The sequence below is a fragment of the Streptomyces sp. NPDC012835 genome (genome assembly GCF_042900885.1).
Classification (GTDB): Bacteria; Actinomycetota; Actinomycetes; order Streptomycetales; family Streptomycetaceae; genus Streptomyces.
This window is the reverse complement of record NZ_JBIBBW010000004.1, coordinates 562,770-580,782: the sequence shown is the minus strand read 5'-3', so window position 1 is coordinate 580,782 and position 18,013 is coordinate 562,770. Positions and strand designations below refer to the sequence as shown.

Here is an 18,013-nt window from a genome sequence, read left to right as displayed (position 1 = left end):
AGATCGCGTCCTCGGCCATGGAGTTCTCGTGGTGGAAGGTGTCGGCGACGAGCGTGCCGGGCGCCAGCGCGGCCGTGTCGATCCTCTCCGTACCGGCGCCGGCCGCGTGCACCAGCCGCAGGCGCGGCGCGGCGGCGGCCATGGCGGCGGTGCACTGCCCGGAGACGAGGACATCGGCGTCGGCGAGGGCCGCCGTGACGGCGGCGTCGTCCCGGACGTCCGGCCAGCGGACCGGCGTCCCGGCGGGGAGCGCGGCCTCGAACTCGGTACGCGGCGGTGCCAGGTTGGAGTCGGCGACCACGACGGTGAGCCGTCGGTCGGCGGTGTGCCCGCTCGGGTCGCCCGGGGTGGCGTCGGTCGTCATGACGCGTCCTTCATCGGTCGGTCCGCGGCGGTGGCCCGCCACGAGGTGTGGTGGGTGGCCGGGCCGTTCGATCCGCGCACGATCAGCTGGGTCGCCAGCCGCAGCAGGCGCGGGGTGGACCGCTCGCCCGCCAGGACCTGGCCCAGCAGGTCGAGACTGAGCGCGCCGGCCTCGGCCATCGGTACGGCGATGCTCGTCGGGGACGGCTGCGACACCTCGGCGAACGGGATGCCGTCGACGCCGACGACACTGAGATCGTCCGGGACACGGAGTCCGAGCGCCCGTGCTCCGGCGATCACCCCGAGCGCCATCGGATCGTTGTGCGTGATCACGGCGGACGCGCCCGAGGCCATCACACTGGCGGCGGCCGCGGTGCCGCCCGCCACCGTCTCGGCCTGCCGGCCGAGCAACTCCAGCTCCAGGGAGGACCGTTCGGTCTCGGCGCGGATCAGCTCGACCCGGTGCCCGTTGGACCAGGAGCGCCGCGCGCCCTGGACGTAGGCGATCCGCCGGTGGCCGAGCGCGGCCAGATACTCGATGGTCTGCCGCATGCCGTGCGCGGCGTCGGCGATCACACAGTCCGCGCCGGCGGTCTCGCGGTTGACCAGGACGACGGGCGGGCGCCCGTAGACGTCGAGCAGCTCCGCCGCCCCCAGCCGGGGCGAACACACGATCGGCCCGTCCACCCGGTCGCGCAGATGGGCGATCACCTCGCGCTCACGGTCCGGGTTGAGGTCGGTGTCCGCGAGGACGACGGTCTGCCGGCGGTGCCACCCCTCGCCCCGGGCGGACTTCACGAACGCCCCGAACACCGGATTGGCGATAACGGGCACGACCACGGCGACGGTCGCGCTCTCGCCCTCGGCGGGCGGGCCACCACCCCGGAACACCCACCGCCCGGAAACACCCACCGACACGCCACGGACCCACGGACCCACGGCCCCGCGGCGCCTACGCGGCCGGAACGCCCGCCGCTTCCCGCAGCCGCCCGAACTCCTCGGCCATCGTCGCCGCCGTCCAGTGCGCGTTGAGTCCGCTCGGATTGGGCAACGCCCAGATCCGCGTCCCGCCGATCGTCCGCTCCTGCGGCCCGACGACCGCCCGCTTCTCGTCGAAGGCCGTCCGGTACGCGGTGATCCCGACCACCGCGAGCCACGCCGGCCGCAGCCGCTCCACCTTCGCCGCCAGGATCCGCCCGCCCGCGCGGAACTCCTCGGCGCTCAGCTCGTCGGCCCGGGCCGACGCCCGCGCCACCACGTTGGTGATACCGAGGCCGTACGTCAGCAACTCCTCCTGCTCGGACGGCCGCAGCAGGCGCGGAGTGAAGCCGGACAGGTGCAGCACCGGCCAGAAGCGGTTGCCGGGGCGCGCGAAGTGGTGGCCCGTCGCCGCCGACATCAGGCCCGGATTGATACCGCAGAACAACACACGCAAGCCGCCCGCGACCACGTCGGACAGGACGCGGTCGCGGGCGGCTTCGAGTTCCTCGGGGGTCATGCGCGGAACGCTCCGGCCGTCACAGGATGGACCCCGGCGTGTAGCCCGCCGCCTCGGGGCGCTGCTTCACGATCTCGTCGATCCGGCCGACGACGGTCGCGATCTGGTCCTCCGCCGCGCCCGTGAAGGACAGCTTGTCCGCCATCAGCGCGTCCAGCTCACCGCGGTCCAGCGGCATCCGGTCGTCCGCCGCCAGCCGGTCCAGCAGCTCGTTACGCTCGGCCCCCCGCTCGCGCATCGCGAGCGCCGAGGCGACGGCGTGCTCCTTGATGACCTCGTGCGCGGCCTCGCGCCCCACCCCGGCGCGTACGGCGCCCATCAGCACCTTCGTCGTCGCGAGGAACGGCAGATAACGGTCCAGCTCACGCGCCACCACCGCGGGGAACGCGCCGAACTCGTCCAGCACCGTCAGGAACGTCTCCAGCAGACCGTCGAGCGCGAAGAACGCGTCGGGCAGCGCCACCCGGCGGACCACCGAGCAGGACACGTCGCCCTCGTTCCACTGGTCGCCCGCCAGCTCACCGGTCATCGACGCGTATCCGCGCAGGATCACCATGAGGCCGTTGACCCGCTCGCAGGAGCGCGTGTTCATCTTGTGCGGCATCGCGGACGAGCCGACCTGGCCGGGCTTGAAGCCCTCGGTGACCAGCTCGTGCCCGGCCATCAGCCGGACCGTCTTCGCGACCGACGACGGCGCCGCCGCCAGCTGCACCAGCGCGGTCACCACGTCGTAGTCGAGCGAGCGCGGATAGACCTGGCCCACCGAGGTGAACGCCTGCGCGAAGCCGAGGTGGCCCGCGATCCGCCGCTCCAGCTCGGCCAGCTTCGCGGTGTCACCGCCCAGCAGATCGAGCATGTCCTGCGCGGTGCCCACCGGGCCCTTGATGCCGCGCAGCGGATAGCGGCCGAGGAGGTCCTCCAGCCGCCCGTACGCCACGAGCAGCTCGTCGGCGGCCGTCGCGAACCGCTTGCCGAGGGTGGTGGCCTGCGCGGCGACATTGTGCGACCGGCCGGCCATGACCAGCTCGCCGTACTCGCCGGACAGCTTCCCGAGCCGGGCCAGCACCGCCACCGTGCGGTCGCGCATCAGCTCCAGGGAAAGCCTGATCTGGAGCTGCTCGACGTTCTCCGTCAGGTCCCGCGAGGTCATGCCCTTGTGGACCTGCTCATGGCCGGCGAGGGCGTTGAACTCCTCGATCCGCGCCTTCACATCGTGCCGGGTGACCTTCTCGCGCTCGGCGATCGAGGCCAGATCGACCTGGTCGAGCACGCGCTCGTAGTCGCCGAGCGCTGCCTCGGGCACCTCGATGCCCAGGTCCCGCTGCGCCCGCAGCACGGCCAGCCACAGCTGACGCTCCAGCCTGACCTTCTGCTCGGGGGACCACAGCACGGCCAGCTCCGCCGAGGCGTAGCGGCCGGCAAGGACATTGGGGATACGCGGCTTGGCAGTCACGTGAGGTGATTCTACTGGCGGTTCGCGCAGGTGGGCGCCGCGGCCTTGTTCGTAGGTTGCTACGAGAGCCCGCCGGCGCCGTCCCGGGCGGACTTCCCGTGTCCGGCGGCCGACGTGCCGTCGGCCGGCGCGGTGTCCCCGTACGGCAGCAGCTCGGGGCGCTTCGCCGCCCGGCCGTCCCCCGAGGAGCGCCCGGTGAGACGGCGCATCACCCACGGCCCGAGGTGCTGCCGGGCGAACCGCGCGTCGCTCGTGCGCCGTGCGGCCCACCGCGCGGCCTCGGCGGCCGGCAGCCGGGCCCGCCAGTCCTCCGCCGCGTCCAGCCCCAGCGTCTGCCAGACCGCCTCGGCCACCCGGCGGTGACCCTCGGCCGTCAGATGCAGCCGGTCCATGTCCCACATCCGCTGGTCGCCGAGGACCGGCGCCCCGTACAGATCCACCACCAGCGCGCCGTGCGCCGCCGCCAGCTCGTCGACGACCGTGAACAGCTCCTCCATGCGCGGCCGGAAGCGGTCCATCACCGGGCCGTTCCGGCCGGGGCTGCGCATCAGCACGAGCTGCCCGCACGCCGGGGCGAGCCGCTCCACGGCCTCCGTGAGCAGCGCGCGCACCCGGCCCATGTCGACCTTGGGCCGCAGGGTGTCGTTGAGCCCGCCGACCAGCGTCACCACGTCCGGCGCCATCGCCGCCGCGATGTCGACCTGCTCCTCGACGATCTGGCCGATGAGCTTGCCGCGCACGGCCAGATTCGCGTAGCGGAAACCGGGGGTACGGGCGGCGAGCCGCGCCGCGAGCAGATCGGCCCAGCCCCGGTAGGAGCCGTCGGGCAGACGGTCGGACATGCCCTCGGTGAAGGAGTCACCCAGGGCGACGAAACTGGTGTATTCGGTGCGCGTCTCCATGGCGCGGTCGATCGTACCGGTCGGTATGCGCCCGCTCTCCGGGAGGGCCCGCCGCGAACGCCGGCAGGCGGGCCGGGCAGGTCCGAACGGCGGGCCCCCGCACGCCACGACGCGCCCCGCGCGCCCGGACGGCAGGACCTACGTGTGCCGCCCCACCAGCTCCCGCAGCACGTCCTCCATCGTGACCAGCCCCGCCAGCCGCCCGTCGTCGTCCAGCACCGCCGCCAGATGGGTACGGCTGCGCCGCATCGCGGTCAGTACGTCGTCCAGCGGCGTCGCCGCCCGCACCCGCGCGATCCGCCGCATCCCGGAGACCGGGAACGGCTCGTCGCGCGGCGCCGCGTCCAGCGCGTCCTTCACATGGAGGTAGCCCAGGATCCGGCGGGCGGGGTCCACCACCGGGAACCGCGAGAAGCCGGTCTCGGCGGCCAGGTTCTCCAGCGCCTCCGGGGTCACGCCCAGCCGCGCCGTCACCACCCGCTCCAGCGGCATCACCACATCGCGCACCGGACGGCGTCCCAGCTCCAGCGCGTCGTGCAGCCGCGCGGTGGCGCGGTCGTCCAGCAGCCCGGCATGGCCCGCGTCCGTGACCATCCGGGCCAGTTCGTCGTCGGAGGACGTCGCCGACACCTCGTCCCTGGTCTCCACCCGGAGCAGCCGCAGCAGCCCGCTCGCGAAGGCGTTGACGGTGAAGATGACCGGGCGCAGCGCGCGGGCCAGCCCCACCAGCGGCGGCCCGAGCAGCAGCGCGGCGCGCACCGGACCGGCCAGCGCGACGTTCTTCGGCACCATCTCGCCCAGCAGCATGTGCAGATACGTGGCCACGGTCAGCGCGATCACGAACGAGAGCGGGTGCACCAGACCGTCCGGCATTCCGACCGCGGCGAAGGCGGGCTCCAGAAGGTGGGCGATGGCGGGCTCGGCGACGATCCCCAGCACCAGCGTGCACAGGGTGATGCCCAGCTGCGCCGCCGCCAGCAGCGCCGACACGTGTTCGAGCCCCCAGAGGACACTGCGCGCCCGCCGGTCCCCGGCCTCCGCCTCCGGCTCGATCTGGCTGCGGCGCACGGAGATCAGCGCGAACTCCGACGCGACGAAGAAGGCGTTGACGACCAGCGTCAGCAGCCCGGCGAACAGCTGGAGCGCGGTGATCATCGGGCCTCCCCGGAGTCGTCGGTACGGCCGGAACGGGAGTCACGCGCCGCGCGCGAGCCGCCCGGATCACCGTCGTCCTCCCCGTCCCGCGGGAGGGGCGCGCGCAGCAGCAGCCGCGCCGCCCGCCGCCTGGTGACATCCACGACCTCGATGCCCCAGCCGTCCAGGGTCAGCCGGTCGCCCTCGACGGGCAGCCTGCCCAGCTCCGTGGCGACGAGCCCGGCGAGAGTCTCGTACGGCCCCTCCGGCATCCGCAGCCCCATCGCCAGCAGTTGATCGGCGCGCGCGGCGCCGTCCGCCGACCACAGGGCCCGGCCCTCCGCGTCCTCGCCGACCGGTGCCAGATCGGAGGTCTCGTGCGGATCGTGCTCGTCCCGCACCTGACCGACGACCTCCTCGACGATGTCCTCCAGCGTCACCACTCCGGCCGTACCGCCGTACTCGTCGATCACGACGGCCATCCGGGCCCGGCCCGACAGGCGGTCCAGCAGGGTGTCCACCGTCAGCGAGGCGGGCACCCGCAGCGGTTCCCGCAGCAGCCTGTCCACCGGGTGCCGGAGCCGCTGCCCGGCGGGCACCGCCAGGACGTCCTTGATGTGCACGACACCCACGACCGAGTCCAGGTTCCCCCGGTAGACGGGGAAGCGGGAGAGGCCGGAGGCGCGGGTGGCGTTGGCGACGTCCTCCGCCGTGGCCCGGATGTCGAGAGCCATCACGCGGACCCGGGGGGTCATCACGTTCTCCGCCGTCAGCGCGGACAGACTCAGCGTCCGGACGAACAGCTCGGCGGTGTCCGCCTCCAGCGCGCCCTCACGCGCCGAGTGCCGGGCCAGCGCGGCCAGCTCCTGCGGACCGCGCGCGGAGGCCAGCTCCTCGGTGGGCTCCAGGCCGAAGCCGCGCACGACACGGTTGGCCGTGTTGTTGAGATGGCCGATGAACGGCCGGAAGACAGTGGTGAAGTACCGCTGCGGGGTGGCCACCACCTTGGCGACGGCCAGCGGCGAGGAGATCGCCCAGTTCTTCGGGACCAGCTCGCCCACGACCATCAGCACCACCGTCGACAGGGCCGTACCGATGACCAGCGCGACCGAGGACGCCACCGAGGGCGAGAGCCCCACCGCCTCCACCGGGCCCCTGATCAGCTTGGCGACGGACGGCTCCGCGAGCATGCCGACGACCAGATTGGTCACGGTGATCCCCAGTTGGGCGCCGGAGAGCTGGAAGGTGAGGCTCCGTACGGCCTTCAGCGCGCCCGCCGCACCCCGCTCGCCCCGCTCGGCGGCCCGCTCCAGCTCCCCGCGCTCGACGGTCGTCAAGGAGAACTCCGCCGCGACGAAGGCCCCGCACAGCAGCGCCAGCAACACCGCCACCAGCAGCAGAAGCACTTCGGTCATCGGTTCACCTCCGTCCCATGGTCCGTCACCGGGAGGAGGAGCGCGCGATGTCGGGCGCGCGTCGTACGGATGCGTCGGGGAAGCGCGCCCATGGGCGGAAGCTCACGCCTTTCGGTCGACAGCGGATGACCCTTCACCGTAACCGGCCGCCCCGCGCTCCGGGGCGGCCCGCGACGCGTCGGGACGGACGGCTCAGCCGGCGTCGAGCGGCTTGGCCCAGCGCGTCCACTGCGGCTGCGGCCCGTACCCGGCCGCCCGCCACGCGTGATGCGCGCTCGTGTTGCGGTCCAGCACCATCGCGTCACCGCGCCGCCCGCCCAGCCGGACGAACCGCTCCTCGGCCGCCGCGAGCAGCGCGCTGCCGATGCCCAGACGCCGGTGGTCCGGATGGACCGCGAGCCGGTACAGATGGCAGCGCCATCCGTCGTACCCCGCGATCACCGTGCCCACGAGCACACCGTCCCGCTCCGCCAGGATCAGCGCCTCCGGGTCGCGGTCCACCAGCCGTGCGACGCCGTCGTGGTCGTCTGTGATGCTCGTCCCCTCGGCGGCGGCCGTCCAGAAAGCCAGTACGGCGTCGAGGTCAAGGGACGAGGCAGCGCGTATCTTCACGTCGTTCATGCCGGGGATCACACCACGGCCCGAGCTGCGCCCGCACCCGGATTTCGATCCGTGGTCACCCGCGGCGCAACTCCTCGATCACCGGAGCGAACTCCCCCATGAACGGGCCCCGTACGGCCGGCGGACTGACGCCGAACCGCTCCCGGCGCTCCCGCGCCCGTTCGGTCACCTCCGCGGCGGCCGTCGGGCGGGGAGCGGCGCGACCGTCCCCGGCTGGTCCGGCACCTGGATCACTCCGTACCCGAGGCCCTCGGCCCGCCGGCACCGCTCGCGCCAGGCCGCGCCGAGGGCGGGTGTCGTCATGTTCACGCGGAATCGGAAGGGTCGTGGCACGGACGCTCCTCACGGGTGCGGCGCTCGCCCGGGGCCGGGCTCAGGGACCGTCCCCACCCCGCCGCGGGCCAGTCACGCGTCACGCCGCGCGGATCACCGGCCCGCGCCCGCCCCCTCCCGGGCGGTGAACGCCTCGGCGTCCCACCCGCCGTCCAGCGCGGACGCCAGCCAGCGGGCCGCCCGGGCCCGGAACACCTCCGGGGCCAGCGCGCCCGCCCCCTGCGGCACCGCGCCCAGCAGCGGCGCGCCCGCCGCCACCGGCAGATCGGCCAGATTGCAGCGCGCCGCCAGATCGGGCGCGGCCGGCCAGCCGCCGATCACCACGCCCAGCGGCGTCAGCGACCGCGCGCGCAACGCCTCCGCCGTGAGCGCGGTCGCGTTCAGGGTGCCGAGCCCGGCGGGCGCGACCACCAGCACCGGCGCCCCCAGCAGCCGGGCCGCGTCCGCGAGGGTGGCGCCGCTCTCGTCGAACCGTACGAGCAGCCCGCCCGAGCCCTCCACCAGCACCAGATCGTGCTCGGTGGCCAGCTTCTCCGCCGCGACGGCCACCTCGTCCGGCCCGACGGGCGCCGCGCCGGCCCGGCCGGCGGCCGTCGCGGGTGCCAACGGATCGGGGTAACGGGCCAGTTCGACCGCTGTCACCCGCCCCGCCAGCCGCGCGACCTCCGCCGCGTCACCCGGCTCGCCCGGCCCGAGGCCGGTCTGGGCGGGTTTGAGTACGGCGACCGTACGGCCCCGGGCGAGCGCCGCCGCCGCGACGGCGGCCGTGACGACCGTCTTGCCGATCTCCGTACCGGTCCCGGAGACGATGATCACCGGCATGTCAGCCCTCCCGTGCCGCGGCGACGACCGCGCGGCAGATCCTGGCGACGTCCTCGTCGCCGGTGACGTACGGCGGCATCGTGTAGACGAGGTCGCGGAACGGCCGCAGCCAGACGCCCTCGCGCACCGCCGCCCGCGTCGCCGCCGCCATGTCCACGTCGTGGTCCAGCTGGACGACGCCGATGGCGCCCAGCACCCGTACCTCCCGTACGCCGGGGAGCGCGACCGCCTCCGCGAGGCCCGCGCTCAGTCCCGCGCCGATCCGCTCGACCTCTCCCGCCCAGTCCTGGCCCAGCAGCAGGTCGATCGAGGCGAGGGCGACCGAGGCCGCCAGCGGATTGCCCATGAACGTCGGTCCGTGCGCCAGCACCGGCACCTCGCCGCGTGAGATCCCGTCGGCCACCTCCGAGGTGCACAGCGTCGCCGCCATGGTGAGGTAGCCGCCGGTCAACGCCTTTCCCACACACATCACATCGGGGGATACGCCGCCCTGCTCGGCGGCGAAGAGCGTGCCCGTACGACCGAACCCGGTCGCGATCTCGTCGAAGATCAGCAGCACTCCGTGCTCGTCGCACGCCTCGCGCAGGACCCGCAGGTACGCGGGGGAGTGGAACCGCATCCCGCCCGCGCCCTGCACCACCGGCTCCACGATGACGGCGGCGAGTTCGTCGGCGTGTTCGGCGACGAGCGCGCGCAGTCCCGCCGCGTACGTCTCGTCGTACCCGGCGGGCGGGGCGTCCGCGAAGACCTGGCGCGGCAGCGTGCCCGACCACAGCTCGTGCATCCCGCCCTCCGGGTCGCACACCGACATCGGGTGCCAGGTGTCGCCGTGGTAGCCGCCGCGCCAGGTCAGCAGGCGCCGCTTGGCGGGCCGGCCGAGCGAACGCCAGTACTGGAGACACATCTTGACGGCGACCTCGACCGAGACGGAGCCCGAGTCGGCGAGGAAGACATGACGCAGCGGTTCCGGGGTGATCTCGACCAGCCGGGCGGCGAGCCGGACGGCGGGCTCGTGGGTGAGCCCGCCGAACATCACATGGCTCATCCGGTCGAGCTGCCCGTGCGCCGCCTCGTTGAGCACCGGGTGGTTGTAGCCGTGGACCGCCGACCACCAGGAGGCCATGCCGTCGACCAACTCGCGCTGGCCATGGGCCGGTTCGGCCAGCCGCAGCCGTACGCCCGAGGCGGACTCCACGACCAGCGGGTCCGTACGGCCCGGCATGGGGCCGTACGGATGCCAGACATGGGCCCGGTCCAGGGACAGCAGTTCGGCGGGGTCCAGGGGCCGCGCCGGTTCCCGACGCGGCGTCGCGGCGAGAACCGGCCCGGACCCCGACGCGTGGCGGGGCAGCTCAGGCATTGGGCGCCAGATCGGTGCCCGCGCCCCGGCGGCGTACCGACACCAGACCCGGGCGTGAGGCGAGGACCTCGGCGCCGCTGGCGGGCGCGGGCGACGCGGAACCGGCGGCCGGGCCGCCCCCGCAGCCGGACTCCGCCCCGGCCGGACCGCGGCCGGACCCGGACTCCGTCCCGCAGCCGCCCGCCCGGTGCCCGGGCAGCGTCGCCGTCTCCGCGCCCTCCACCTCGAATCCCGCGTCCGCGATCATGTCCAGGTCCGTCTGGCCCGCCTGGCCCTCGCTGGTGAGGTAGTCACCGAGGAAGATCGAGTTGACCAGGTGCAGGGCGAGCGGCTGCATCGAGCGCAGATGCACCTCGCGGCCGCCGGCGAGCCTGACCTCCACGTCCGGGCAGACGAACCGCGTCATCGCCAGGATGCGCAGACAGCGCTGCGGGGTGAGGTTCCACTCCGCGGCCAGCGGTGTCCCCTCCATCGGGATCAGGAAGTTGACCGGCACCGAGTCGGGGTCCAGCTGCCGCAGCGCGAAGACCACGTCGACCAGATCCGCGTCGCTCTCGCCCATCCCGGCGATCAGGCCCGAGCAGGGGGACAGCCCGCCGTCGCGGGCCTGCCGCACGGTGTCGACCCGGTCGGCGTAGGTGTGGGTCGTGGTGATGTCCCCGTACGTACCCTCGGAGGTGTTGAGGTTGTGGTTGTAGGCGTCGGCGCCCGCCGCCCGCAACCGCTCCGCCTGGCCGTTCGACAGCAGACCGAGGCAGGCGCACACCTCGACCTCCTCGTTCTGCTCCTTGATCGCCTCGATGGTCCGCGAGACCCGGTCGATGTCCCGGTCCGTCGGACCCCGTCCGCTCGCCACCAGACAGACCCGCTTGGCGCCGCCCGCCACACCGGCGGCCGCGACCTTGGTCGCCTCGTCGGGCTTCAGCCACGTGTACTTGAGGATCTCCGCCTTCGACCCCAGCCGCTGCGAGCAGTACGAGCAGTCCTCGGGGCAGAGCCCGGACTTGAGATTGATCAGATAGTTGAGCTTCACCCGCCGCCCGAACCACTGCCGGCGTACCTTCCCGGCCGCGGCCACCACGTCGAGCAGCTCGTCGTCGGAGGTCGCCAGCACGGCGAGTGCTTCTTCGCGGGTCGGCAGCTCGCGCCGCAGGCCCTTCTCCACCAAGGTGTTCAGCAGGTCCATGGGGCAGATCCTTTCCCACCGGAGACGCCGGGGCAAAGGAGGAACCCCACAACACCCTCGGATCGAGGTGTGTGTATCACCACACCCTGTCCTGTTCGGGGCGCGGTTAGAGTCTGTGCGCTGCCTACAAAAGGACGCTCGCCCACAAAAGGATGTCGCCCGGGTGGGCACGCAGCGCCCCACTGACGCCCGCCGGAGGCCCGGAACCGTGAAGCAGGACCCCTTCGACTGGACCGACGACGAGGCGCGGCGCCGTGCGGGGGCGGGACTGGTCCGCACGCTCCGGCCGCGCCCGGCCGGCCAGGACCTGCTCGACCTGGCGAGCAACGACTATCTGGGCCTCGCCAGGCACCCGGCCGTCACCGGGGCGGCGGCGGACGCCGCGCGCCGCTGGGGCGCGGGGGCCACCGGGTCCCGGCTGGTCACCGGCAGCACCGATCTGCACGCCGAACTGGAGCGCGAGCTGGCCGGGTTCTGCGGATTCGAGGCCGCCCTCGTCCTCTCCTCCGGATACGCCGCCAACCTCGCCGCGCTCACCGCGCTCACCGCCCGCGACGGGCTGCTCGTCTCCGACGCGGGCAACCACGCCTCGATCGTGGACGGCTGCCGGCTCTCGCGCGCCGAGACCGTCGTCGTCCCGCACGCGCGCCCCGACGCCGTCGCCAAGGCGCTCGACGCGCACCCCGGCCGGCGGGCACTGGTGGTCACCGACGCGGTGTTCTCGGTGGACGGCGACGCCGCTCCGCTGACGGAGCTGGCCGGGGTCTGCCGTACGGGCGGAGCCGCGCTGCTCGTCGACGACGCGCACGGCCTCGGCGTGCTCGGCGACGGCGGCCGGGGCACGCTCGACGCCGCGGGACTCGCCGGCGCCGACGGCGTGGTCGCCACCCTCACGCTCTCGAAGTCCCTGGGCAGCCAGGGGGGCGCGGTGCTCGGCCCGGCCCGGGTCGTCGACCATCTGGTCAACGCCGCCCGTACGTTCATCTTCGACACCGGGCTCGCGCCCGCGGCCGTGGGCGGCGCACTGGAGAGCCTGCGGCTGCTGCGCCGGGAACCGGCCAGGGCCGGCCGGGCGCGCGAGGTCGCCCGCGAGCTGCACCGGCGGCTCACCGACGCGGGGCTGACCGCCGTACGGCCGGACGCCGCCGTGGTCTCCGTACGGGCACCGTCACCGGAGGCGGCTGTGCGCTGGGCCGCCGACTGCCGCGCGGCCGGGCTCGCCGTGGGGTGTTTCCGGCCCCCGTCGGTGCCGGACGGCATCTCCCGGATCAGGCTGACCGCACGCGCCGACCTGACGGCGGGCCAGATCGACACGGCGGTCCGCACGGTCGTCGCGACAGCCCCGCGCTGACGTCCCGCCTGCACCTCGAAATCCCACTCCGTTCCGGAGAGCCCCTTCGCCACCTGGTCGAGAACGGTGAATCCGGATCATTGCTGTTCGGAATCGAGAAGAGAAGGAAAGGCCCGGCGAGCCCGGCATAACCGCCGCCCGTGGACGACAGCACCCGTGGAATATGCCGCACGGCCGTATCCGCCCTCCGCCCGTCGTCCCGTCTCTTCCTCTCTCTTCCCGTCGCGCGCCGGTGGCGGCGGGAAGCGAAATCGTCGACGCGGTAGCCGAATACGGTCTCCCGTCGCAGAGTTCACCGCATTGAGCGACAGATATATGCGGATCTCTGTGGAACGGTACGGGGAAGGACGCGATCAGTGGCAGGCTGTCGCGAAGCACAGTCCGAGGCCGTCCGCGCAGTCATCCGCTCTGTGTCGTCGTGCGGTCCGGTGTGGAAAGGGACGGCATCGTCATGGCAGACCATCAGGAAGCATCCATCACCCTGCCGAGTGATCCCGCCTCGGTACCGACGGCCCGAAGATATGTCGCCGATCTCCTGACGGAGTGGGGGCTGCCCGCCCGCGCGGAGACGGCCGACACGGTACGGCTGATCGTCTCGGAACTCGCCACCAACGCCGTGCAGCACACCCTCGGCCAGTCGCCCACGTTCACCGTGGAGATCAGGCTGGAGCGCGAGGAGCGACTGCGCATCGGTGTGACCGACAGCCATCCGCGCTGGCCGCAGCGGCTGCCGGCGGCCGTGCAGCAGGACAACGGCCGGGGGATGGTCATCGTCCGCTCGCTGGCCGCCGAGTACGGCGGACGGCTCTCCGTCACACCGACCCCGGAGGGCGGCAAGACCGTCTGGATCGCGCTGCCCTGGACGGTGGCGGGGACGGCCGCGGCCGTCCAGGTGCGCGGTGGCTGACCGGCGGGACCGGCCGGCGCCTGGCCGGTCCCGCCACTGATCACCGCTTGTCCGCGCCCGGCCCGCGAGTCACGACCGGGGCCGGTTCAGTTCACCCGTCCGTACCAGGCGCTCCTGGACCAGATCTTCTCCAGCCGCACCCGGGAGCCGGACTTCGGGGAGTGCCAGATCTTTCCTCGGCCCGCGTAGATCCCGACGTGGTACACGTTTCTGCCCGAGTGGAAGAACACCAGGTCTCCCTTGCGCCGCTTCGAGGACGAGATGTGCCGCGTCCTGTTGTACTGCTGCTGCGCGGTGCGCGGGAGCTTCTTGCCGGCCTTCTTGAACGAATAGACCGTCAGCCCCGAGCAGTCGAACCGGTACGGTCCTGTGGCCCCCCATTTGTACGGTGAGCCCTTCTTCGACGCGGCGACTTTGAGCGCCTTGACGGCGTGCGTCGCCGCCTCGGCCTCGGGCGCCGCGCCCGGTACGAGCATCGTGCCGCCGACAGCGGCGAGCGTGAGGACCGATACCGCGCCGGTCCTGGACAACAAAGACGGGACATATGTCTGCGCGGACATTGCGCAACCCTTCGTCAGCCGCCTGTGAAGGATGACCTGTCGGGTTCGGGCTGGCGAAGTTGCCCGGCCGCTGAGCCCTGTCGGAGACAGTTCCCGCGGCTTCACCCCAAGGGACGACCACGACTGGCGTCGTCCCGTACTGCTCGGGTCCTCCACTCCTGCCGATCCACTCTGTCGACTCAGACACCCGGAACGGCGGCAGGACTCGGCGTCCGCCCGGATCGCCCCGCCGGGGGTGGCGGGGGCTTGTCGTCCCAGGGATCTTGACCCAGGAGCGCGCCGATTTCCGAGCTGAAACGACGATATGTGAACTTCCTCACGGCTGATCCATAGGAGTGGCGAAGGGGTTTTTCCTACCGGGTTCCTGACGCCCGATGAGGTCCGCGCCTGCGGGGCATCAGGGCCGCGCCATAGCGGACCGGCCGCAGCGCGCAACTCGACTCCTCCGAAATGTGTCAGCAGTTCATACGTTGAACGGGTGAGGGTTTCTCATATGGACGCGCCCGTACGGGAACAGCCCACGGCGTTTCACCCCCGCCACGCTCCCGCCGCACCGCTTCCGCTCCTCACCCGCCGACGGAACCGAGCCGGCGCGCGGAGGTCTTCCGGCTCTCGATCACGTGGTCGATCAGCCCGAACGCCCTGGCTCCCGGCGCGTCGAGGATGGTGTCCCGTTCGACGGCGTCCGCGATCCGGTCCGCGCCCTGCCCGGTGTGCCGCGTCAGCATCGAGGTCAGCAGGGAGCGCTGACGCAGCATTTCCCGGGCCTGGATCTCCAGATCGGACGGCTGGCCGCGCAGGGGCTCCTCGGCCCTCGGCTGGCGCAGCACGAACCGGGCGCCCGGCAGGGCCATGCGCTTTCCCGGCGTCCCGGCGGCCACCAGGACGGCGGCGGTCGAGGCGGCCTGCCCGAGACAGGTCGTCTCCACGTCGCAGGTGACGAGCTGCATGGTGTCGTAGATCGCGGACAGGGCGTCGACCGAACCGCCGGGCGAGTTGATGTAGACCCGGATGTCCTGGTCGGGCGCGTCGTATTCGAGGTGGACGAACTGAGCGATCACGTCGTTCGCCGCGGTCTCGTCGACGGCGGTGCCGAGGAAGATGATCCGGTCCGCGAAGAGTCTGGAGTACGGGTCGAGCGTCCGGCTCCCGTTGGCCGTCCGCTCGGTGAACTCGGGCAGGACGTAACGGGCCGAAGGGCTGTTCATGGGCATACCTCTCCTCGGTGCGCGGGTCTCCACGGGCGGACGCGTCCGTAGAAAATGTACAGGACGTACAGAGTGACCTGATGGTGTACCGAGGAGAGACCCGGTGGCGTACCGGGGACGAAAGGGGCCCCACTCCAGGCCGACGGTGTCGATCCGGAGTGGGGCCGGTGGTCCGCGCCACGGTGGGCGGCAAGCGCGGCGCCGCTACCCGGGTCGGTGCGGCGCGGGGCCGGCTACGCGCTCAGCCGGGTGACGCACTGGGTCCAGGGGTAGAAGCCCATGCCGGACGCCGTGGTGTTGAAGTCGTGCTGCGTCTTGGCGGACTTCCGCTGGAGTTCCCCGTACCGCATGCCGTCGATCCCGTAGGCGGGGGCGTATCCGGGCTGGGCGAGGAAGGTGAAGCACTCGCCGAAGAGGAACTCCTTGGACAGTCCGGTGCGCTCCGCTGCCCAGTCGAGGAAGTCCACGACGGTACGCCAGCCCATGTTGACCTGGACGTCGCACATGGCGCGCAGGTGGCGCACGACGCGCCAGATGTACGTCTCGAACTGCGCCGCGCGGATGGCCTGGGCCTGGGCGGCGGGGGTGGCGCCGTACAGCTTCAGATACGCCTGCTGGGAGGCGTCCAGGTCCTTGCGGCCGAACAGATCGGCTGCCGCGTGCCAGTACTCCCACTCGCGCCAGAACGCCTGGCCCTCGGTGAGCGGAACCTGCATCGGGCCGGCGAGATTGAGCAGCGGGGAGGCCGCCCTTTCGGCGGAGAGGACGAAGTTGATGCCGTGTGAGTACTCGTGAACCAGGATGTTGATCAGGGTGAGGAGAGAGGTCGCCTTGCCCTGGGTGATGTAGAGGCAGGCTCTGGGGCTATTGGTCAGATAGTCGACCGCGATGTCCTGGCCGCCGGTGATCACCGAGGTCATGTACGCCGGGGTGGCGTCCAACAGGAGCGTGTCGTCCGCGGGAACCTCCACCAGGTGGTTGCGGGCGTAGTCGTTGCACGCTTTGGCGACCCGTTCATATGTCTCTGTGAAGCGGTCCGCCGGAACCGCCCACTTGGTGCCGGCCGCTTCCCAGACCTCGCCCACCGTGCTGTCGTGTGGGATCCTCAACAGGACGGCCAGTTCGGCGGCCAGCTCCTCGACGACGGGCATGTCCCGTTCGAGCCAGGCCGTGGCGGTGAGGTCCAGGTCGGACGCGCTCGGGGCGAAGTCGTAGAGATCGGTGATGAGTTGGGGGGGGGGTAACCCTCGGTGTAGACCGGGCTCGTGGTGGTCTCGCGCAGTGCCTGGAACATGACGCCGAAGTCGTCGGAGCCCAGGCCGGGTGCCGACACCACCTTCTCGAAGGCGGTGAGGTGACTGTCGACTTCGGTGATGTCCGCTGTCGGGAACTGTTTCTTGAGGATGGCCATGGTCTCCCGGCAGTAGGCCGCCGCGGAGAGGCACTGCTGACGGGGCGTGCCCTGGAGCGACAGCGGCATGAGCCGTTCGGTTTCGAGGGCGATCTTCTGGGCGGCGCTGCCGAGGAACCCCTGGAGCCAAGGTTCCGGCGAGGGCCGGGAGAAGGGTCTGCCGTGGAGCAGCGTGATGTAGAAGGCCCCGTCGCCGCAGTCCTGTACGCCCATGCCGGGCTGGGGGTAGGCGAGTTGGGTGGCGAGGAGATCCAGTTGCTTGTCGGCGGTCGTCTTGAGGCCGGGGTCCGTGATCTCACCCGTCCGCTTCTTCAGGGAGCCGATCGCCGTGTTGGCGTCCTGTACCTCCTTCTCGGTGGGGAGGAACAGGCTCTTGATGTCGGCCGCCCGCCCCGAGGTGTAGCCGGCGACAGGGTTGAGCCGGGCCCAGAGCGCGGTGATGTCCTCTTCGATCTTCGTGATGGCCACGGCTCAGTCCCTGCGCCCCTGAGACGGAACGACGACCGCAAGGTCCTTGTACGGGTACGGCGGGAGGGGGTGCTCCTCCTTCGGCCAGACCTCCTTCTCCCATTTGGCGATGTTGGATGTGATGAGATCGTCAATGCTCCAGCTCGTAGGCTTGTCGTTCTGTGCGAGCAGCACATAGGGAGCGCAGGCCAGTGCGGTGGCGGCGGTGCCGGGGGCGGAGTAGATGGCGCGGCCCGCTGCGTAGATCGCTTTGTACTGGGGCTTGCCGAAGTCCTCACCGCAGAGGGTGACACTCCGGGCGATGGCGTACTTGTGCTGTTCCAGCCGTGTCTTGACCTCATCCGGAGTGGGGTAGACGTGTTCTTTCCCTTGACGGTCCACGAAGGACTCGGCGGGGATGGTGCCGCAGTCCTCGATGAACAGGTTGCTCTCGACGCCCTTCTGGCTGTCCGCGACGATCGCAATCGCGATGAAGGACCAGGCGTAGGCGGGGCCGCGTACCGTCACGCTCTTGTTGGCGCAGATGACGTGGGCACCGGGAAGCGGAGGGTGCCGCTGGGCCTTGACGGATCCGAAGAGCCGGTAGGTCGCGTCGAGCAGTGGGGTGGCGTCGTAGACATCAAGGTCGGCCCCGCCGTCCTTGCGGGCGGAGGGTACGGAGTAGAGCTTCGATTTCAGATCCGCTTTCGCGAGGTGGTATCCCCACAGCGCGCCGTTCAGGCCGCAGAACGAGGAGGCCGTGCCCATGTTGATCTGGCCGATGTTGGCGTCGGCGGTCTCGCAGCGGTCGTAGGTGACGATGCCCGCGGTTCCCTCGTCCAGGATCGTGGCGTCGGCCGGGCTCACGGAACCCACCGAGAGCTTCATGGTGGCGATGTAGCCGGTGCCCTGGCTGGGCGGATGTGCGGTGAGATCCCCCATGGGATTCATGTATCCCATGGCGTAATTCTCCATGGGGCCGAAGGCGTTGGTGACCGCCGATGCGATGTTGCCGGGCGTCGGATTGTTGGACATTGAGGAA

General features: G+C 71.9%; 17 protein-coding genes and 1 riboswitch. Of the genes, 2 read left to right on the top strand and 15 right to left on the bottom strand.

The window, feature by feature from the left end:
* Nucleotides 1-360 precede the first annotated feature (360 nt).
* The 10 genes from ACFY6S_RS20695 to bioB form a co-directional block, all read right to left on the bottom strand.
* Complete coding sequence (locus ACFY6S_RS20695; protein ID WP_388819724.1) at nucleotides 361-1,281, bottom strand: LacI family DNA-binding transcriptional regulator; 921 nt, start codon at nucleotides 1,279-1,281, stop codon at nucleotides 361-363.
* 34 nt (nucleotides 1,282-1,315) lie between these two features.
* A complete protein-coding gene (mug, locus tag ACFY6S_RS20690) occupies nucleotides 1,316-1,861 on the bottom strand; it encodes a G/U mismatch-specific DNA glycosylase (RefSeq protein WP_388819721.1) in 546 nt (181 codons plus the stop codon).
* Nucleotides 1,862-1,880: 19 nt separating this feature from the next.
* Nucleotides 1,881-3,314 (bottom strand): adenylosuccinate lyase, encoded by a 1,434-nt coding sequence (purB, locus tag ACFY6S_RS20685; protein ID WP_388819718.1) that lies wholly within the window; start codon nucleotides 3,312-3,314, stop codon nucleotides 1,881-1,883.
* A gap of 59 nt (nucleotides 3,315-3,373) precedes the next feature.
* The gene (locus tag ACFY6S_RS20680) at nucleotides 3,374-4,216 is read right to left on the bottom strand and encodes an SGNH/GDSL hydrolase family protein (protein WP_388819716.1); all 843 of its coding nucleotides are present in this window, start codon (nucleotides 4,214-4,216) and stop codon (nucleotides 3,374-3,376) included.
* Between the two features lie 138 nt (nucleotides 4,217-4,354).
* On the bottom strand, nucleotides 4,355-5,368 hold the full coding sequence (locus ACFY6S_RS20675; RefSeq protein WP_388819861.1) for a hemolysin family protein: 1,014 nt from the start codon (nucleotides 5,366-5,368) through the stop codon (nucleotides 4,355-4,357).
* A complete protein-coding gene (locus tag ACFY6S_RS20670) occupies nucleotides 5,368-6,765 on the bottom strand; it encodes a hemolysin family protein (protein ID WP_388819713.1) in 1,398 nt (465 codons plus the stop codon). Before ACFY6S_RS20670 ends, ACFY6S_RS20675 begins: the two co-directional genes overlap by 1 nt.
* Before the next feature lie 192 nt (nucleotides 6,766-6,957).
* A complete protein-coding gene (locus ACFY6S_RS20665) occupies nucleotides 6,958-7,386 on the bottom strand; it encodes a GNAT family N-acetyltransferase (RefSeq protein WP_388819710.1) in 429 nt (142 codons plus the stop codon).
* Between the two features lie 426 nt (nucleotides 7,387-7,812).
* Nucleotides 7,813-8,541: a dethiobiotin synthase gene (gene bioD / locus ACFY6S_RS20660; RefSeq protein WP_388819707.1), complete on the bottom strand. Its 729-nt coding sequence runs from the start codon at nucleotides 8,539-8,541 to the stop codon at nucleotides 7,813-7,815.
* 1 nt (nucleotide 8,542) lies between these two features.
* Nucleotides 8,543-9,901 (bottom strand): adenosylmethionine--8-amino-7-oxononanoate transaminase, encoded by a 1,359-nt coding sequence (locus ACFY6S_RS20655; protein ID WP_388819705.1) that lies wholly within the window; start codon nucleotides 9,899-9,901, stop codon nucleotides 8,543-8,545.
* The gene (bioB, locus tag ACFY6S_RS20650) at nucleotides 9,894-11,087 is read right to left on the bottom strand and encodes a biotin synthase BioB (RefSeq protein ID WP_388819702.1); all 1,194 of its coding nucleotides are present in this window, start codon (nucleotides 11,085-11,087) and stop codon (nucleotides 9,894-9,896) included. Before bioB ends, ACFY6S_RS20655 begins: the two co-directional genes overlap by 8 nt.
* A gap of 208 nt (nucleotides 11,088-11,295) precedes the next feature.
* On the opposite strand from bioB, the gene ACFY6S_RS20645 reads away from it, so the two are divergent.
* Both ACFY6S_RS20645 and ACFY6S_RS20640 read left to right on the top strand, forming a co-directional pair.
* Entirely contained in the window at nucleotides 11,296-12,438 is a 1,143-nt protein-coding gene (locus tag ACFY6S_RS20645) for an 8-amino-7-oxononanoate synthase (RefSeq protein WP_388819699.1), read from the top strand.
* A 451-nt stretch (nucleotides 12,439-12,889) separates the two neighbouring features.
* Nucleotides 12,890-13,345: an ATP-binding protein gene (locus ACFY6S_RS20640; protein ID WP_388819696.1), complete on the top strand. Its 456-nt coding sequence runs from the start codon at nucleotides 12,890-12,892 to the stop codon at nucleotides 13,343-13,345.
* 86 nt (nucleotides 13,346-13,431) lie between these two features.
* On the opposite strand, the gene ACFY6S_RS20635 is transcribed toward ACFY6S_RS20640, so the two are convergent.
* The 5 genes from ACFY6S_RS20635 to ACFY6S_RS20615 all read right to left on the bottom strand — a co-directional run bounded on the left by ACFY6S_RS20635 (nucleotide 13,432) and on the right by ACFY6S_RS20615 (nucleotide 18,006).
* Nucleotides 13,432-13,905, bottom strand: coding sequence for a C40 family peptidase (locus ACFY6S_RS20635; protein ID WP_388819694.1), 474 nt, complete (start codon nucleotides 13,903-13,905; stop codon nucleotides 13,432-13,434).
* A 4-nt stretch (nucleotides 13,906-13,909) separates the two neighbouring features.
* Nucleotides 13,910-14,113: riboswitch (cyclic di-AMP (ydaO/yuaA leader) on the bottom strand.
* A gap of 358 nt (nucleotides 14,114-14,471) precedes the next feature.
* The gene (locus ACFY6S_RS20630) at nucleotides 14,472-15,113 is read right to left on the bottom strand and encodes an ATP-dependent Clp protease proteolytic subunit (protein ID WP_388819691.1); all 642 of its coding nucleotides are present in this window, start codon (nucleotides 15,111-15,113) and stop codon (nucleotides 14,472-14,474) included.
* A gap of 233 nt (nucleotides 15,114-15,346) precedes the next feature.
* Nucleotides 15,347-16,264 (bottom strand): hypothetical protein, encoded by a 918-nt coding sequence (locus tag ACFY6S_RS20625; protein ID WP_388819688.1) that lies wholly within the window; start codon nucleotides 16,262-16,264, stop codon nucleotides 15,347-15,349.
* Nucleotides 16,219-16,992, bottom strand: coding sequence for a hypothetical protein (locus ACFY6S_RS20620; protein WP_388819686.1), 774 nt, complete (start codon nucleotides 16,990-16,992; stop codon nucleotides 16,219-16,221). The genes ACFY6S_RS20625 and ACFY6S_RS20620 overlap by 46 nt, the downstream gene beginning before the upstream one ends.
* Nucleotides 16,993-16,995: 3 nt before the next feature.
* Nucleotides 16,996-18,006: a histidine decarboxylase, pyruvoyl type gene (locus ACFY6S_RS20615; protein ID WP_388819683.1), complete on the bottom strand. Its 1,011-nt coding sequence runs from the start codon at nucleotides 18,004-18,006 to the stop codon at nucleotides 16,996-16,998.
* Nucleotides 18,007-18,013 lie beyond the last annotated feature (7 nt).

Bases quoted from the DNA above. Each gene is read 5' to 3' on its own strand.
- ACFY6S_RS20670 (WP_388819713.1), bottom strand. From the start codon at position 6,765: ATGACCGAAGTGCTTCTGCTGCTGGTGGCGGTGTTGCTGGCGCTGCTG.
- ACFY6S_RS20680 (WP_388819716.1), bottom strand. From the start codon at position 4,216: ATGGAGACGCGCACCGAATACACCAGTTTCGTCGCCCTGGGTGACTCC.
- ACFY6S_RS20640 (WP_388819696.1), top strand. From the start codon at position 12,890: ATGGCAGACCATCAGGAAGCATCCATCACCCTGCCGAGTGATCCCGCC.
- bioD (WP_388819707.1), bottom strand. From the start codon at position 8,541: ATGCCGGTGATCATCGTCTCCGGGACCGGTACGGAGATCGGCAAGACG.
- ACFY6S_RS20630 (WP_388819691.1), bottom strand. From the start codon at position 15,113: ATGAACAGCCCTTCGGCCCGTTACGTCCTGCCCGAGTTCACCGAGCGG.
- ACFY6S_RS20615 (WP_388819683.1), bottom strand. From the start codon at position 18,006: ATGTCCAACAATCCGACGCCCGGCAACATCGCATCGGCGGTCACCAAC.
- ACFY6S_RS20655 (WP_388819705.1), bottom strand. From the start codon at position 9,901: ATGCCTGAGCTGCCCCGCCACGCGTCGGGGTCCGGGCCGGTTCTCGCC.
- ACFY6S_RS20625 (WP_388819688.1), bottom strand. From the start codon at position 16,264: ATGCCCGTCGTCGAGGAGCTGGCCGCCGAACTGGCCGTCCTGTTGAGG.
- ACFY6S_RS20635 (WP_388819694.1), bottom strand. From the start codon at position 13,905: ATGTCCGCGCAGACATATGTCCCGTCTTTGTTGTCCAGGACCGGCGCG.
- mug (WP_388819721.1), bottom strand. From the start codon at position 1,861: ATGACCCCCGAGGAACTCGAAGCCGCCCGCGACCGCGTCCTGTCCGAC.
- bioB (WP_388819702.1), bottom strand. From the start codon at position 11,087: ATGGACCTGCTGAACACCTTGGTGGAGAAGGGCCTGCGGCGCGAGCTG.
- ACFY6S_RS20665 (WP_388819710.1), bottom strand. From the start codon at position 7,386: ATGAACGACGTGAAGATACGCGCTGCCTCGTCCCTTGACCTCGACGCC.